12 protein-coding genes are annotated in these 16,152 nt (G+C 71.8%); 8 read left to right on the top strand and 4 right to left on the bottom strand.

Annotated elements, in window-relative coordinates:
• Positions 1–166 precede the first annotated feature (166 nt).
• Genes ABT130_RS34630 through mfd form a run of 3 tightly spaced genes read right to left on the bottom strand, consistent with a single transcriptional unit; the run spans position 167 to position 5,364 of the window.
• Positions 167–1,123, bottom strand: a complete 957-nt coding sequence (locus ABT130_RS34630) for a nucleoside triphosphate pyrophosphohydrolase (protein WP_350962724.1) — start codon at positions 1,121–1,123, stop codon at positions 167–169.
• Positions 1,124–1,132: 9 nt separating this feature from the next.
• Complete coding sequence (locus ABT130_RS34625) at positions 1,133–1,780, bottom strand: SurA N-terminal domain-containing protein (protein WP_350926789.1); 648 nt, start codon at positions 1,778–1,780, stop codon at positions 1,133–1,135.
• Between the two features lie 26 nt (positions 1,781–1,806).
• Positions 1,807–5,364, bottom strand: a complete 3,558-nt coding sequence (mfd, locus tag ABT130_RS34620) for a transcription-repair coupling factor (RefSeq protein WP_350962721.1) — start codon at positions 5,362–5,364, stop codon at positions 1,807–1,809.
• 657 nt (positions 5,365–6,021) lie between these two features.
• On the opposite strand from mfd, the gene ABT130_RS34615 reads away from it, so the two are divergent.
• Both ABT130_RS34615 and cysC read left to right on the top strand, forming a co-directional pair.
• Positions 6,022–6,750 (top strand): class I SAM-dependent methyltransferase, encoded by a 729-nt coding sequence (locus tag ABT130_RS34615; protein ID WP_350962718.1) that lies wholly within the window; start codon positions 6,022–6,024, stop codon positions 6,748–6,750.
• 100 nt (positions 6,751–6,850) lie between these two features.
• Entirely contained in the window at positions 6,851–8,080 is a 1,230-nt protein-coding gene (cysC, locus tag ABT130_RS34610; protein WP_350962716.1) for an adenylyl-sulfate kinase, read from the top strand.
• A 36-nt stretch (positions 8,081–8,116) separates the two neighbouring features.
• On the opposite strand, the gene ABT130_RS34605 is transcribed toward cysC, so the two are convergent.
• Entirely contained in the window at positions 8,117–9,298 is a 1,182-nt protein-coding gene (locus ABT130_RS34605; RefSeq protein ID WP_350962713.1) for a glycoside hydrolase family 26 protein, read from the bottom strand.
• Positions 9,299–9,609: 311 nt separating this feature from the next.
• Between ABT130_RS34605 and ABT130_RS34600 the strand changes: the two genes are divergently transcribed.
• The 6 genes from ABT130_RS34600 to ABT130_RS34575 are packed head-to-tail and all read left to right on the top strand — an operon-like array spanning position 9,610 to position 16,150.
• Positions 9,610–10,830 carry a YveK family protein gene (locus tag ABT130_RS34600; protein ID WP_350962711.1) on the top strand — a complete coding sequence of 407 codons (1,221 nt, stop codon included), beginning with the start codon at positions 9,610–9,612 and terminating at the stop codon, positions 10,828–10,830.
• The gene (locus ABT130_RS34595; RefSeq protein WP_350962708.1) at positions 10,827–12,119 is read left to right on the top strand and encodes an O-antigen ligase family protein; all 1,293 of its coding nucleotides are present in this window, start codon (positions 10,827–10,829) and stop codon (positions 12,117–12,119) included. Before ABT130_RS34600 ends, ABT130_RS34595 begins: the two co-directional genes overlap by 4 nt.
• The gene (locus tag ABT130_RS34590; protein WP_350962706.1) at positions 12,116–13,099 is read left to right on the top strand and encodes a hypothetical protein; all 984 of its coding nucleotides are present in this window, start codon (positions 12,116–12,118) and stop codon (positions 13,097–13,099) included. The genes ABT130_RS34595 and ABT130_RS34590 overlap by 4 nt, the downstream gene beginning before the upstream one ends.
• Entirely contained in the window at positions 13,096–13,953 is an 858-nt protein-coding gene (locus ABT130_RS34585; RefSeq protein ID WP_350962703.1) for a sulfotransferase family protein, read from the top strand. Before ABT130_RS34590 ends, ABT130_RS34585 begins: the two co-directional genes overlap by 4 nt.
• Positions 13,941–15,239, top strand: a complete 1,299-nt coding sequence (locus tag ABT130_RS34580; protein ID WP_350962700.1) for a lipopolysaccharide biosynthesis protein — start codon at positions 13,941–13,943, stop codon at positions 15,237–15,239. Before ABT130_RS34585 ends, ABT130_RS34580 begins: the two co-directional genes overlap by 13 nt.
• A complete protein-coding gene (locus ABT130_RS34575) occupies positions 15,224–16,150 on the top strand; it encodes a sulfotransferase (RefSeq protein WP_350962697.1) in 927 nt (308 codons plus the stop codon). Before ABT130_RS34580 ends, ABT130_RS34575 begins: the two co-directional genes overlap by 16 nt.
• Positions 16,151–16,152: the final 2 nt, after the last annotated feature.

Here is a 16,152-nt window from a genome sequence, read left to right as displayed (position 1 = left end):
CGCCATTAGCCCGTGAGGCCGCGCCGGCGACTGGACTGAGGAGAGGGAGGTCGTGAGGAACGAGCGGCCTCCCTCGACGAGGGAAGGAGCCGGATAAGAGCGGCCGAACCGCGACGCGCCAGCGTCGCCATAGGCAGGCCCGAACCGCGACGCGCCAGCGTCGCCGTTAACACGCGCCAGCGTCGCCATTAGCCCGCACCTGGTCGCGGTAGGCGCGGGCGACGGCGCGCAACTCGGCCTCGGGGTCGAGACCGGCCGCGTGCCCCTGCCGTACCAGCTCGAAGAGTTTCGCTCCCAGGCTGTCGGCGGGCACCCCCTCGGGGAGGTCCGCCGGGGCTCCGGCGCGCTCGGCGCGGCGCAGGAGCTGCGCGGCGAGGGAGAGCGCGGGCTGGCCCATCGGGACGCCGTCGACCACCGAGCCCGGATCGCCGCCGCTCTTGGCCGCGCGCTCGGCCGCCTTGATGGTCTCCCAGTTGGCACTGACCTCGCCCGCGCCCTCCACCCGGGTGTCGGCGAAGACGTGCGGGTGGCGGCGGACGAGCTTGGCGACGATCCCGTCGGCCACGTCGTCGACGTCGAACCCGTCCGGCCGCTCGCGGGCGACCCGCGCGTGGAAGGCCACCTGGAGGAGCAGGTCGCCCAACTCCTCGCGCAGTGCCGCGTGGTCGCCCTCCTCGATGGTCTCCAGCACCTCGTAGGCCTCCTCGATGAGGTACGGGGCCAGGGACTCGTGGGTCTGCCGGGCGTCCCACGGGCATTCGACCCGCAGCCGGTCCATCACCGAGACCAGGTCGAGCAGCCGCGCGCCCGGCAGGTCGTACGAGCCGGGGACGACCTCGATCACCGGCGGTTCCTCAAGCGCCACGGCGGCGTGGCCGATGGAGCGCATCAGCGCCTCGTCGGCCTCCAGCCACACGACCGTCGCCGCCACCGCCTCGCGGACCAGCACGGCGGGGTCGCAGGCGACCACCTCGACGTCGACCCCGGCCTCCGCCAGGTAGGGCAGGTGCGGATGGTCCGCGGCCCCGGTGCGGACCGGGCCCTGTCCGAGAACCTGCCAGGCGCGATGGCTGAGCAGCCCCGGGGCGACCCGGGGCGAGGTGGTGACGATGATCAGCGACATGCCCGGAGGCTACTGCTGCGGGGTCTCGGGCTGCTCGGCGGCAGGGGCGGCGGGGCCCCCGGCGGCACCGAACCGGCCGGCGTCGACGAAGACACTCGGCTGCTCCTGGCTCCGCTGCCGGTTGAGCTGACCGTAGCGCGGGTTCCAGGTGATCGGCATGGCCTGCAGGTCCTTGATCGCCTGCTGCTGGCCGCGCTGGATGGCCGCCTCGTCGGTGCCGCCGCCGTACTTGGCGACGAGCTTGCTGATCAGCACCTGCGACCTCATGAACTCGCGCGCGTGCGAGGGGGCCACCGCCTGCTGGAGCATCTGCTGCTCGAACTTCTCCTGGCCGCCCTGGCCCGCGATCACCTGGTCGATCTCGCCGTCGGTGACCGTGATGCCCTTGCTCTCCGCGACCTTCGTGTACTGCTTGGCATTGGCCAGCTGGAAGAGCACGAGCTGCGGGACGCTGTCCTGGAACTGCAGTTGCGAGGCGGAGACGCCCGCCTTGGACAGCGCCTCCTCGTACTCGCGGACGTTCTTGCTCAGCTCGCTGGAGCTGATGCGCTCTCCACCCACGACGGCGGCGGCGCCGATCTGGTTCGGAGAGCAGGCGGTCAGCGCGACACCGGCGGCGGCGACCGCCAGGATGACGCGCACTCGGGTCGACTTCACATGCGTTCCCTTCACGACAAACGTGCTTACTCTACCCGCGCGGTTTCGAGGAACATCGCCTCGACGAGATCCCCGCACCACTTGAGCAGGTCCAGATCGCGCAGCGGCTGGCCCCCGAGGGGCCTGGTCTTGGGTACGGGCACCAGCAACGTACCGGCCGCCTGCTTCAGCAGTGCCTTCGGGTACAGCCTCTGGAGCCTGACCTGCTGGGAGTCCTTCAGCTCCACCGGCGCGAACTTGATGTTCTGGCCCTGCAGGGTGACATCGGTGAGCCCGGCACGGCGGGCGCGAATCCGGAAGCGGGCGACCTCGAGCAGGTTCTCCACCTGCTGGGGCGGCCGTCCGTACCGGTCGACGAGTTCGTCGCGCACCGCGCCGATGTCGGAGTCGGAACCGATCGCGGCGATCCGCTTGTACGCCTCCAGCCGCAGTCGCTCGGAGGTGACGTAGTCGTGCGGGATGTGGGCGTTGATCGGCAACTCGACCTTGACGTCGGGCCGCTCGTCCTCCTGGTAGGTGCCGGCCAGCTTGGCCTTCTGCTCCTGCACCGCCTCGGCCATCATCCGCACGTACAGGTCGAAGCCGACGCCCGCGATGAAACCCGACTGCTCGGCGCCCAGGATGTTGCCCGCGCCGCGGATCTCCAGGTCCTTCATCGCCACGTACATGCCCGCGCCCATCTCGGTGTGCTGGGAGATGGTGGCCAGGCGCTCGTGGGCGGTCTCGGTGAGCGGCTTCTCCGGCGGGTACAGGAAGTAGGCGTAGCCGCGCTCGCGGCCCCGGCCGACCCGGCCGCGCAGCTGGTGGAGCTGGGAGAGACCGTAGTTGTCGGCCCGGTCGACGATCAGGGTGTTGGCGTTGGGCACGTCCAGGCCCGACTCGACGATCGTGGTGCAGACGAGCACGTCGAAGTCGCGCTCCCAGAAGCCCACCATGATCTTTTCCAGCTGGTGCTCCTGCATCTGGCCGTGCGCGACGGCGATCCTGGCCTCGGGCACGAGCTCGCGCAGCATGGCCGCGACCTTGTTGATGCTGGCCACCCGGTTGTGGACGAAGAAGACCTGGCCGTCGCGCATCAGCTCGCGCCGGACCGCGGCACCGATCTGCTTCTCGTCGTACGGGCCGACGAAGGTGAGGATCGGGTGCCGCTCCTCGGGCGGGGTGAGGATCGTGGACATCTCCCTGATGCCGGTGAGCCCCATCTCCAGCGTGCGGGGGATCGGGGTCGCGGACATGGCCAGCACGTCGACCTGGGTGCGCATGTGCTTCATGGCCTCCTTGTGCTCGACGCCGAACCGCTGCTCCTCGTCGATGATGATCAGGCCGAGCTGCTTGAACCTGACCTCGGACGAGAACAGCCGGTGCGTGCCGATCACCACGTCGACCGAGCCCTCGCGCAGACCCTCCAGGGTCGCGGAGACCTCACCGTCGCTCTGGAACCGCGACATCGGCCTGACGTTGAGCGGGAATCCGGAGAACCGCTCGGCGAAGGTCGACATGTGCTGCTGCACCAGCAGCGTGGTCGGCACCAGGACCGCCACCTGCTTGCCGTCCTGCACCGCCTTGAACGCCGCCCGCACCGCGATCTCGGTCTTGCCGTAGCCCACGTCGCCGCAGATCAGCCGGTCCATCGGGATCGGGCGCTCCATGTCACGCTTGACCTCGTCGATGGCCTCAAGCTGGTCACCGGTCTCGGCGTAGGGGAAGGCGTCCTCCATCTCGCGCTGCCACGGGCTGTCGGGCGCGAAGGCGTGTCCCGGCGAGGCCATCCGGGCGGAGTACAGGCGGATCAGCTCTCCGGCGATCTCCTTGACCGCCTTCTTGGCCTTGGTCTTGGCCTTGGCCCAGTCGGCGCCGCCCATCCGGTTGAGCGTGGGCGACTCGCCGCCGACGTAGCGGGTGACCTCGTCGAGCTGGTCGGTCGGCACGTAGAGCCGGTCGCCCTTGGCGTACTCGATCACCAGGTACTCACGGGTGGCGCCCTGTACGGTGCGCTGCACCATCTCGACGTAGCGGCCCACGCCGTGCTGCTCGTGCACGACGTTGTCGCCGACCTTGAGCTGGAGCGGATCGACCATGTTGCGGCGCCGGGACGGCAACCGCCGCATGTCCTTGGTCGACGCCTTCTGGCCGACCAGGTCGAGGTGGGTCAGCACGGCCAGTGACGGGGTGACGAACCCGTGCTCGATCAGGCCGGTGGTGACGTGGACGACCTTGGAGCCGGGGATCCGCTCAAGGCCCGGCTCCAGGCGCGCGGGCAGGTCGACACCCTTGAGCAGCTCGACCATGCGCTCGGCGGGGCCGTGGCCCTCGCTCAGCAGGACGACCACCCGCTCGGAGTCGAGCCAGCCCTTGATGTCCGACAGCGCCCGCTGGGTGTCGCCCCGGTAGGCCTCCGCCTCGCGCGCCCGCAGCACCAGCCCGCCGTCCGGCCCACCGCCCCGAGCACCGTCGCTCTCGCCTTCGACACCGAACGGCGCGAGCGACCACCAGGGCTGGCCGAGCTGCCGCGCGTGGTCGCGGATCTCCTCCAGGGTGCGGAACGCCGCCCCGCCCAGGTCGATCGGCGCCTCGCCGCCGGACGCCGCGTTGATCCAGGACGCCTCCAGGAACTCCTGACTGGTCCGCACCAGCTCGTCCGCACGCCCGCGAATGCGCTCCGGGTCGCACACGAAGATCGCCGCTTGTTCCCCCAGGTGGTCGACGAGCAGGTCCATCTCCCCGGCGAGCACCGGCGCGAACGCCTCCATGCCCTCCATCGGCACGCCCTCGGCCAGCTGCTCCAGGATCTCGGCCAGCGAGGGGTGCGTCTCGGCGAGTTCCCTCGCCCGCTCCCTGACCTCGGCGGTCAGCAGCAACTCCCGGCAGGGGGCGGCGAACAGCCCGTCCTCGGCCACCTCCAGCGAGCGCTGGTCGGCGACCTTGAACCAGCGGATCTCCTCGACGGTGTCGCCCCAGAACTCCAGTCGGAGCGGGTGCTCCTGGGTCGGCGGGAAGACGTCGAGCAGCCCGCCCCTGACGGCGACCTCCCCGCGCTTCTCCACCATGTCGACCCGGTGATAGCCGTTCTCCACCAGGCTGTGGACGACGCTGTCGAGGTCGGCGTCGTCCCCGGCGCGCAACCGCACCGGTCGCAGGTCGCCCAGGCCGCGCACGATCGGCTGGAGCAGCGCCCTGATCGGCGCGACCACCACGTGCAGCGGGCCGGCCGAGAGGTCGCCCTCGACCGGGTGGGCCAGCCTGCGCAGCACCGCCAGGCGCTGGCCCACGGTGTCGCTGCGCGGCGACAGGCGCTCGTGCGGGAGCGTCTCCCAGGCGGGGAAGACCGCGACGGTGTTCTCGTCCAGGAGGCTGGTGAGGGCCGAGGCGAGATCCTCGGCCTCGCGGCCGGTCGCGGTCACCGCGAGGACGGTCCTGGCCGCCTTCTCCGCGCCCTCCCTGGCCAGCGCGGCCACCGCGAAGGGACGGAGCGCAGGCGGCGCGACCAGCGACACGTCGGACGAGTCGCCCCCGCGCACATCCCGAAGAAGGGAAGCCAGCTCAGGCTCCCCGGCGACAAGGTCCAGAAGTCCGGAAAGACTCATCAGATTCGCCCACAGCCCCACGACGGCAACACGACAGCCCCGAGCCGTACGGACACGGGGGGTACCTGGTCAAGGCTACCGAATCGCCGACCGGTGCTCCGGCCTTCGGGCGCACGGTACCGCCCGCAGCCGTGAGGCCGCGCCGGGGACTGGACTGAGGAGAGGAAGGTCGTGAGGAACGAGCGGCCTCCCTCGACGAGGGAAGGAGCCGGACAAGAGCGGCCTCACCGCGACGCGCCAGCGTCGCCAACAACCCGTGAGGCCGCGCCGGGGACTGGACTGAGGAGAGGAAGGTCGCGAGGAACGAGCGGCCTCCCTCGACGAGGGAAGGAGCCGGACAAGAGCGGCCGAACCGCGACGCGCCAGCGTCGCCAACAACCCGTGAGGCCGCGCCGGCGACTGGACTAGGAGAAGGGACGCGCCGTTCTCCCACCTCAAGAATCACCCCGGGGACGTGCCCCATGCCTTCCCTTGGGGGACTACCCGTGAGGCCGCGCCGGCGACTGGACTGAGGAGAGGAAGGTCGCGAGGAACGAGCGACCTCCCTCGACGAGGGAAGGAGCCGGACAAGAGCGGCCTCACCGCGACGCGTTAGCGTCGCCATGTAACAGCGGTAAATGCGCGATGAATCGTGCTGAGTTGACTACTCTCGGTTACATGTCAGAGGTGAGGTCGGTCGTCGATAGAGACGACCTGTTGAATCAGCGGGTCAGGGAGCAGTGGACCAGCCAGCTCGGTCGGCGGCTCGATGTCCTGATCGCCGGGTGCGGATGGCCGGAACCGCTCGATCTGGGGCAGGCGGAGGCCAGGGTCATCGGGATCGACGAGGACCTGCCCGCGTTGCGTAAGAGCACGTCCGCCCGCAAGGACCTGGACTCGTGGGCGCTGGGCGACCTGCGCTCCGTGCCGGTGCCGCCGCGGGCGTTCGACGTCGTCTACGTGCCGTTCCTGCTTGAGCGGATCGAACACGCCGAGCTGGTGCTCGACCGGTTGCTCACCGGTCTGCGCCCCGGCGGGCTGCTGCTGGTCAGAATGCGCGACCGGGCCTCGGCGTACGGGGCCTGCGACCGGCTGACGCCGTCGAGACTGCGGCGGATGCTGTGGCGCAGGTTCGTCCCCTCGGGAACGGTGGGCCCGCTGCCCGCTGTCTACGAGCAGATCGCCTCGCGCGAGGGGATGCACTCCTTCTGCCTGGTGCGCGGGCTGATGGTGACCGAGGACATCTCCGCCGGCAGTGGGCCCGCGCTCAACGGACCTCTCGGTAAGCTTGCCCGCGCCGCCTGCTCGGTGGTGGAGGTCCTCTCCAGGGGACGCCGGCCCGCGTCTCACGACGAGATAACCATGGTGATCCGCAAGCCCCAGAGCCATTTCGCCCGGCTGATCTGAGATCCGCCGGAGCGGTGGAGCCGGGGTCGCCGGACGGGGCGCCCATCCTGAGCAGGCGGGACCGGAAAGTCCGACGATCGGGATTGTGGAGCGGGAGCAGATGACGGCGCCTTTCGAGTGGACCCCCGACGCCCGCGAGCTGGCCGACCTCGAACTGCTGCTCTCCGGCGCCCTCAGCCCGCTGACGGGCTTTCTGAGCTCGGCCGACGCGCACTCCGTGGACGAGCACGGCACGCTCACCGACGGCACCCCGTGGCCCGCGCCGGTCACCCTCATGCTGCCCGACGATCACCCCGCCGCCCCCGGCGACCGGATCACCCTGCGCGACCCCGAGGGCGCGGCACTGGCCGTGCTGACCGTCACCGGGCGCGAGGACGGCTTCGTCGCCGGCCCCGTGGCGGCCCTGGACGCCCCCGAGCACGGGCCGTTCGCCCGGCTCCGCCACACCCCGGCGCGGGTCCGCGAGGAGGTGGGCGAGCAGGAGGCGGTCCTGGCCGTCACCATGCGCGGGCCGCTGGGCGACCTCGACGAGATCGTGGCGACCGCGCAGGAGCTGAAGGCGTCGATCCTGCTTCTCCCGCTGGCGTACGGCGAGGGTGGGCCCGCGGTGGTCCGTGCCGCGCTCAAGGCCCGCGACAGGCTGCCGGAGGGCACGCTCGTGGCGGTGGTGCCGCTGGCGCCCAGGGAGCCCGCCATCGATCTGGAGCTGCGCGAGCGCGTGGCCGAGGCCTACGGCGCGACCGAGCACCTGGCGGGTCCGGACCCCGTGACGATTCCCGGGCCCCCGCACCGGCGGGGGCTGGTGATCTTCTTCACCGGCCTGTCGGGCTCCGGCAAGTCGACCGTCGCCCGGGGACTGCGCGACGCGCTGCTCGAGCGTGGCAGCCGCACGGTGACCTACCTCGACGGCGACGTGGTGCGCCACCTGCTGTCGGCGGGGCTGACCTTCTCCAAGGAGGACCGCGACCTCAACATCCGCCGCATCGGCTTCGTCGCCGCCGAGGTCGCCAGGCACGGCGGCCTGGCGATCTGCGCGCCCATAGCACCCTACGCCGCCACCCGCGAGGAGGTTCGCGCGATGGTCGAGGCCGTCGGCGCCGACTTCCTGCTGGTCCACGTCTCCACCCCGCTGGCGGAGTGCGAGCGCCGCGACCGCAAGGGGCTCTACGCCAAGGCCCGCGCGGGGCTCATTCCCGAGTTCACCGGCATCTCCGATCCGTACGAGGAGCCGGACGACGCCGATCTGGAGATCGACACCACGGGCATCAGCGTGGACCGGGCCGTGCACCAGGTGCTCGACCCGCTGATCCAGGGCGGCTGGATCCGCTGACGGATCCCGGCCCCGTGGCCCGCGCCGACGTCGGGATCAGTCCGCGGGGACGGTGGCGTCGAGGTGCGGGTCGCGGGCGAGTTCGGCGAAGCTCCGCCGGCCGCCGGGGGTGGTGTCGAAGCGGGTGTCGCCCCGGGGGGCGCGCGGCGAGTCGAAGTAGACCAGGGCTTTGATCCGCGGGTAGTCGCGGATCTCCTCGCGTACCGAGGCGAAGAACCACTCCTTGAACCCGGGCCGGTCGTGGCGCTCGAAGACGCCCCACTCGGCGAGCATGACGGGCTTTCCCGGGAAGCGCTCACTCATCCAGCGGTAGAACCCCGGCCACCGGGGGAAGTCGGGCCGGGTCTTGTTGACCAGCCCGTCGAAGCTGTGGACCCGGTGGTCGACGTAGGGGTCCATCCCCACCCAGTCGACCACGTCGTCACCGGGGTAGAGCCTCTCGAACCAGGGCTTCGACGCCCAGTTGGGCGCCCCCATGTAGGTCATCACGGTGACGGCGTTGGTCACGCCCCCGTGTCGCAGGCGCCGCACCACGTGCCGGAACATCGCCGCGTAGTCGGCCGCGGACATTCCCGCGCCGCGGGCCTCCCGGACATCGTTCTCCGGCTCGTGGTGGACCGTGAGGAAGAACTTCTCCGGGAAGGTCCTCACGATGTGGGCGGCCAGCCGGTCGATCCGCTCGTCCAGCGCCCCGTGCGCGATCTGCTCCCAGGTGTGGTCCAGGGAGGGCTTCCAGTTGATCAGCAGGAGCCTGCGGCCGTCGGGATCGCGGGCGATGGCGCGCTCCGCGGGGGTCGGGAAGAGCTCGTCCCCCCGGTGGTAGACGTGCATGATGTCGGCCGGGCGGCCCATCCGCCGCTCGGCTCCGGCCAGCGCCCGCTCGGGACGCCTCCCGGTGAAGATCTCCGGCGCGACGCCCCACCAGGCGCCGCAGGAGGGGACGAGCTTTCCGGTGACCTCGCAGGCGGCCCGTGGACGCTCGCCCGTCGGGCCCGGCACCCGCGCGGGCGTCCGAGGCTCCCGGGACGCACCGGGACTCTCCGCTCCCGGCGAGGTGCCCGGCGTGCCCGGCATGTCCGGCGTCTGCCGGGCACCGGCGGCATCGGAGGTCTTCGAGGCGCTGGAGGTCTGGCCGCGCCCGCTCAGCCCCGCAATGCCCAGTCCGAGAGTGCCCAGTCCCAGCGCCAGGACGACAGCCGAACCGGCAATTTTTACCATACGTGGAATTATGTCCATAGTGACATTTGTCCGATGCACCGGTTCCTCACAGCCGTCGCGCGCACGCATTCTTCGACCATCACCGGGAAACACCTTCCCACCGCCTGGACGTGCCTCGTCCCCGACTTTACCGGTCCATGCCGGAGCCTCGGAGCAACCGGCAGGAAATGTCGGATAAATAACCGTTATCTCACCGTGATTAGCAGGATCGACGCGAAGAAAATCTTGTGTATTGGTTCGTGAGAATGGGCGGCCGACCTATAGTTCCTAAGGTTCCCAGCGTCTGTTCGCCGGAGAGGCACCCGCGAAACATGAGCCCGTCACCGGACGCCCCCGGCCGCCGCGCAGGCGGAGACCTGGCGGACTACGCGTCGCTCCTCCGCCGCCGATGGCTGATCATCTGTTCCCTGCTCCTCACCGGAGCCGGTGGCGGCGCCGCCCTGCTACGGCTCACCCCACCCTCCTACACCGCCTCCGCTCAGGTCCTGGTGACCGCCACCGGTTCACCGGAACAGACCAACCAGGTCACCAACCGCCAGCGCGAACCGCTCAACCTCGACACCGAGGCCCAGGTCGCCCGGTCCGCGGTGGTCGCGGCGAAGGCCCGCGAGCTGTCCGGCGCTCCCGGCTGTCCCGCCGTGGTCTCCGTGCCGCCCAACACCTCGGTCCTGGAGATCTCCTGCACCGCCGCCGACCCGAAGGCGGCCGCCTCGGGCGCGAGCGCCTACGCCCTCGCCTACCTGGCCCAGCGCCGGGAGTCGTCCACCCAGATGCTCACGGCCCAGCTCAAGGCCGTGCTGGTCAAGCTGAGGCAGGTCAACGCGGGCCTCGCCAAGGTCGCCACCACGCTTCCCCTGCTGAGCAGGGGCACCACTGAGCGAGCCCTCGCCCTCCGGCGGCAGGACATCCTCGGCCGCCAGGCCCAAACCCTCACCGCCAGATACGACGCCCTCAAGACCATCGCCGTCACTCCCGGATCGGTGATCAGCAAGGCGGTGGCACCAACCGCCCCCAGCGCTCCCCGCCCGCCCCTCTACCTGGGCAGCGGCCTCATGGCGGGACTGCTCTGCGGGGTCGGGGTCGCCTGGCTCCGTGACCGCCTCGACACCGCCCTGCGGACCGCCGCCGACGTCAGGCGTCTGACCGGTCTGGACGCCCTCGGCGGCGAGGAGATCCGCGGCCTGGCGGGCGCGGTGCTCGTGGTCGCCGTGCCGGGCACCTCCTCGCGCGAGGTGAGGGATGCGGTACGGACCCTGAACGACCGTGGAGTCCGGGTGATCGGCGCCTTCGTCGGCGGCGGTGACGCCGCCCCACCCGATCTCCCGCCCGGCCCCGCGCGGACCCCGCACATCTCGTCCGCGGCACAGCCCGGCGCGGCGCGCCCCAGGAGAACCGAACGGCCCCTCGCGGGCCTGGCGGGCGGTGACCGGGCCGCACCGGACTCTCCGGACACCGGGGCCGCGCCCGGGACGTACGGGAACGTTCCATCCGGACGGCAGGCCACGGCCGGGCGGAGGGGACATCGGCTGTGAGGAGGCTGCGTCCGGCCGCCTGGCCGATCGCCGCGCTCCTGGTGGGATATCCACTCTGGTGGGCGCTCGGTTTCGGCGGCCTGTCGGTGGTCGTGGTGGCCCCGGCGATGGCCCTGATCCTGCTGCGGAGGCGGCCGATCAGGGCGCCGCGCGGGTTCGGGCTCTGGCTGCTGCTCCTGGCGGGCTACCTGATCAGCGCGCTGATGCTCGGCGAGATGCCGCCGGGCACCTACGGCGAGTTCGGCGCCGGGCGGCTCGTCGGCTACCTGATGCGTCTCTGCCTCTACCTGTCGCTGACGATCATGGTGCTCTACCTCGGCAACCTGACGGAGGAGGAGCTGCCCCAGCTCACCCTGGTGCGCATGCTCGGCGCGCTGTTCGTCACGACCGTGGCGGGCGGCCTGCTGGGCGTGTTCGCCCCGCGCGCCGAGTTCACCTCGCCGGTCGAGCTGATCCTCCCCGGCTGGATCAGCGGCAATCCCTTCGTCCACAACCTGATCCATCCCACCGCCGCCCAGGTGCAGAAGGTCCTCGGCCACGCCTCCCCCCGCCCGGAGGCGCCCTTCGAGTGGGCCAACGCCTGGGGCGGCAACATCTCGGTGCTGCTCGTCTGGTTCGTGATCGGCTGGTGGGTGTACGGCGGTCCGCGCAGGCGCCTGGCCATGATCCCGCTGACCGCGCTGGCCGCGATCCCCGTCGTCTACTCGCTCAACCGCGGCCTGTGGATCGGGCTCGGCGTCGCTGCCGCGTACGTCCTGGTGCGCCTGGGCACGCGGGCCCGCATCGCGGCCTGCTCGGCTCTGGCCGCGGGGGCGCTGGTGTTCGCCCTCAGCCCGCTACAGGCGATGGTGGCCCAGCGGCTGGACAGCCCGCACAGCAACGACATCCGCGCCTTCACCGTGTCGGCGACCGTCGCCGCCGCGGGCACCTCACCGCTCATCGGCTACGGCAACACCAGAAACGCCATGGGCAACCACCGGACGATCACCACCGGCAGGAGCGGCTGGTGTCCCACCTGCGGCCACCCGCCGCTGGGGAGCGACGGCCAGCTCTGGTACCTGATGATCACGCAGGGCTTCACCGGGGCCGTGCTCTACGTGGCGTTCTTCGCCGGGGCCGTCCGCCGCCACTGGCGCGACCGGAGCCCGATCGGCATGGCGGGGGTTCTCGTGATGATCCTCACCCTGCTCTACATGTTCGTCTACGACGGGCTGTTCACACCGCTCAGCCTGTATCTGATCTCCTTCGCGCTGCTCTGGAGGAACTCGATGGAGAGCACCGCCGCATGAACGACGCGCGCGCCCGTCTGCGCTACCTCGACGAGACCATCGACCTGCTGTTCCCCGGTCCCGGCGCCCCGAGACCCTACACCCTGCTCCCCCACCGGCTGCTCCCCCGCAGGCTGGTCCCCCGCGCCTGGTGGCACCCCGGCGGGAGGCTCATCGTGCCGTCTGGACAGGACAGCATCGAGAACCACCTGAGCGAGGTGTTCGACACCCCCGTCCGCGTCACGCTGCGCGTGCGCCCCGCCCTGCGCGCCAACCGCAAGCCGATCCTGGAGGCACGCGGCCCCGACGGGCCGATCGCCTTCGTGAAGGTCGGTGACACCGACCTGACCAGGGAGCTCGTCGCACACGAGGCGCGGACGCTCGACCTGCTGGCCGCTGTGCCGCTGAAGACGGTCGTCCCGCCCGCCGTGCTGCACCACGGATCCTGGCGCGGCCTGTCCGTGCTGGCGCTGACCCCGCTCCCGGTACGGCGGGGACGGATCCCCCGCGGTGTCCTCACCGACGCGATCGCCGAGATCGCCCGCATCCCCGCGGAGCCGGTCCCGGACCGCGCGCCCCCCGGAAACCTCCCGGACCCGGCAGATCGTGCCTTCGGAGGCTCCACGCAGGCTGCCGGGCAGGGGTTCGCCTGGCACGGTGACCTGACGCCCTGGAACATCTCGCGGGGCCCCGACGGGCGGCTGCTGGTCTGGGACTGGGAACGGTTCGGCACCGGAGTACCGCTCGGCTTCGACGCCGTCCACCACTTCTTCCAGCGGGCCCTGCGCCGCGACGGTCCGGCCACCGCCGCCAGAGCCTGTGTGGCGCGGGCCCTGCGGGTCCTGGCCCCGTTCGGGCTGTCGGCCTCCGAATCCCGGCTGACCGCCATCCGCTACCTGATCGCGCTCGCCGACCGGCACACGGCCGACGGCCACGCGCCCCTCGGACCACCGGAACTCTGGCTCAACCCCGTCGTCGACTCCCAGGAGACCTTGCTGTGAAACCCGCGCTGAAGCGCTCGCTCCACGCGGCCACGTGGGGCATGGGACGCCTCACCTCGGGGAGCCGGGTGCTGCCCTCCTTCCTCATCGTCGGGGCGCAGCGCTGCGGTACCACCTCCCTGTACCGCGCCCTGTCCCAGCACCCGCTCGTCCTCAAACCGGTGCTGCGCAAGGGCGTGCACTACTTCGACATGGCGTACGACCGGGGCCTGTCCTGGTACCGGGCGCACTTTCCGCTGCGGATGTCGGCCTCCGTGCCGGCACGCAGGTACGGTTGCCGGCCTCAGGCCTTCGAGTCGTCGCCCTACTACCTGTTCCACCCCCTGGCCGGCCCCCGTATCGCCCGCGACCTGCCGGGTACCAGGCTGATCGTGCTGGTCCGCGACCCCGTCGAGCGGGCCTTCTCCGCGCACGCCCACGAACTGGCCAGGGGGTTCGAGACGGAGCCGTCCTTCGCCAGGGCCGTGGAGCTGGAGGAGGACCGGCTGGCCGGAGCGGCGCAGGCCCTGCGCGACTCGCCGCACTCGACGAACCTGGCCCACCGCCACCACGCCTACCTGGCCAGGGGCCGCTACGCCGAGCAGCTCGCCCGGCTGGAGCCGCTGGTCGGCAGGGATCGCCTGCTCGTCATCGACAGCGGCCGACTCTTCGCCGAACCGGAGCTCGTCTACGACCGCGTGCTGGCCTTCCTCGGGCTGCCGCACCTCGGCGATCCGGTGTTCGAACGGCACAACGCCCGGACCAGACCCGCTCCGATGCCCCGCAGGCTCCGCCGCGAGCTGGCCGGCCGCTTCGAGGAGCAGGACACCCTGCTGACCTCGTGGCTGGGCGGGGAGCCGTCGTGGCGCCGCTGAGCCTCACCCGTCTGGCGGGTCTGACCGGGGCCGCGCGGAGCGGGGTGGCGGGGCTGCTGGGCGCGGGCGCCGGGGCCGCCGCCCAGTTCCTGACCGTCGTACTGGTCACCAGGGGGGTGGGCCAGGAGACGGCGGGTGCCTTCTTCTCGGCGACCGCCCTGTGCCTGGCGGTCGCCACGGTCCTGCGGCTGGACGCGGGGAACGGGCTCGTCTACTTCATCGCCAGGTCCCGTCCTTTCGGCTACCGCTGCACCTCCGGCTACGTCCGCGCGGCGCTCGTCCCGGTCGCGTCACTCTCGCTGGTGGCCGCCTGTGTGGTCATCCTCAGCACCTCCGACCCCGCGCTGCGGGTGCTGGCGATGGCCCTGCCCGCGGTGACGTGCTCGGGCGTCATGGTGAGCGCGACCCGGGGGTTCGGCTCGATGCGGCCGACCGTGCTGCTGGACGGCGTGCTCCAGCCGCTGGCCCAGCTCGCCCTGGTCGGGACCGTGGTGCTCGCGGGCCGTGATTCGGTGCCGCTGCTCGCCGCGGCCTGGGCACTGCCGTACCTGCCGGTACTGCTGCTGGCCTCGGCCTGGTTGCACCGGCGGCTGCCTCGGACGCCCTACCTGCCGGGCGCCGCGCACGATCTGTGGCGCCACACCTGGCCCCGATCGCTGGCGGCCGGGATCCAGGCGGTGTTCCAGCGGCTGGACATCGTGATCGTGGCGCTGCTGGCCGGGCCGGCCGAGGCCGCCGTCTACACCGCCGCCACCCGTTTCAAGATCGTGGGGCAGCTGGCCGGCCAGGGCCTGGCGCAGGCCACCCAACCGAGGCTGGTACGGGCCCTGGCCGAAGGCGACCTGCCACGTGCCCGGGAGCTGTACCAGTCGGCCACCGTCTGGCTGGCCCTGCTGACCTGGCCGGTCTGGCTCGGGTACGCGGCGCTCGCTCCGTGGCTGCTCGGAGCCGTCTTCGGGGACGGCTACGCCTCCGGTGCACCGGTGGCGATCGTGCTGGCCGCGACGATGACGCTCGCCACCGCGTGCGGGATGGCCGACGTGGTGCTGACCGCCGCCGGGCACACCGGCGCCAGCCTGGCCAACCTGGCCGCCGCCGTCGCCACGACCGTGCTGCTTGACCTGCTGCTGATCCCCTCCCTGGGCTCGCTCGGCGCCGCCCTCGGCTGGGCGGGGGGCACGGTGGTCAAGAACCTGCTGCCGCTCTGGCACATCCACCGCCGGTACGGCCTGCGGCCCTTCGGCGCGCACAGCCTGGCCGCCCTGAGCCCGTGGCGGGCATCCTGATGGGCGCCGCACCCCCCGTACTGGTCACCGGGCTGCCCAGGACCGGGACGAGCTGGACGGGCAGGATGCTCGCGGCGAGCAGGGAACTGGTCTACGTCAACGAACCGCTCAACCCCGAGCACCCGCCTGGCGGCTCCCCGGGCGTTCTCGACTCCGTGGTCGGCCACCGCTTCCAGTACATCTGCACCGGCAACGAGCGGCTCTGGCTGCCCGCCTTCACCCGCACCGTCGCGCTGCGCTACGGGTTCCGGGCCGAACTGCGCCGCAACCGCTCGCCGTACGACCTGGCGCGGATGGTCCGGTACGGCACCGCGTTCACGCTGGGGCGGCTGGGCGGCCGCCGGGCGCTGCTTGACGACCCGTTCGCGCTGTTCTCCGCCGGATGGTTCGCCGACCGGCTCGGGTGCCGGGTGGTCATCCTGCTCCGTGACCCGGTGGCTTTCGTCGGTAGCTGGCAGCGGCTCGGCTGGACCGTCTACTTCCACGAGCTACTCGAACAGCCGCTGCTGATGCGCGACCAGCCCCACCTGGAGGCGCTGCGCCCGCTGGTCGGCTCCCAGGACCGCATCGCCAAGGCAGTGGCCCTGTGGCGGGCGGCCGGGATCACCGCCGCCGACCTGGCCGAGCGGCATCCTCAGATAACCCTGGCCCGCTACGAGGACCTGGCCCGCGACCCGCTGACGGAGTTTCGCCACCTGTACGGGTGGGCGGGCCTGACCTGGTCGGCCCGCGCCGAGGAGCGCGTCCGCCGCGCGTGCACCGCCGCGTCCGGCGCGAGCAGCGGCGGCTTCGCCTGGAGCGGCCTGTCCCGCACGGCCTACCGGCCGATGGACTCGCACCGCGCCCTCGCCGAGGCCGACGCCAGGCTGAGCCCGCAGGAGGCCCTCCGGGTCAGGGAGCTGGCCTCCTGACG

This window comes from Streptosporangium sp. NPDC001681 (assembly GCF_040298085.1).
In the GTDB taxonomy this organism is placed as follows: domain Bacteria; phylum Actinomycetota; class Actinomycetes; order Streptosporangiales; family Streptosporangiaceae; genus Streptosporangium.
Note: the sequence above shows the minus strand (reverse complement) of the source record. Positions and strands in the feature narration are given on the sequence as shown.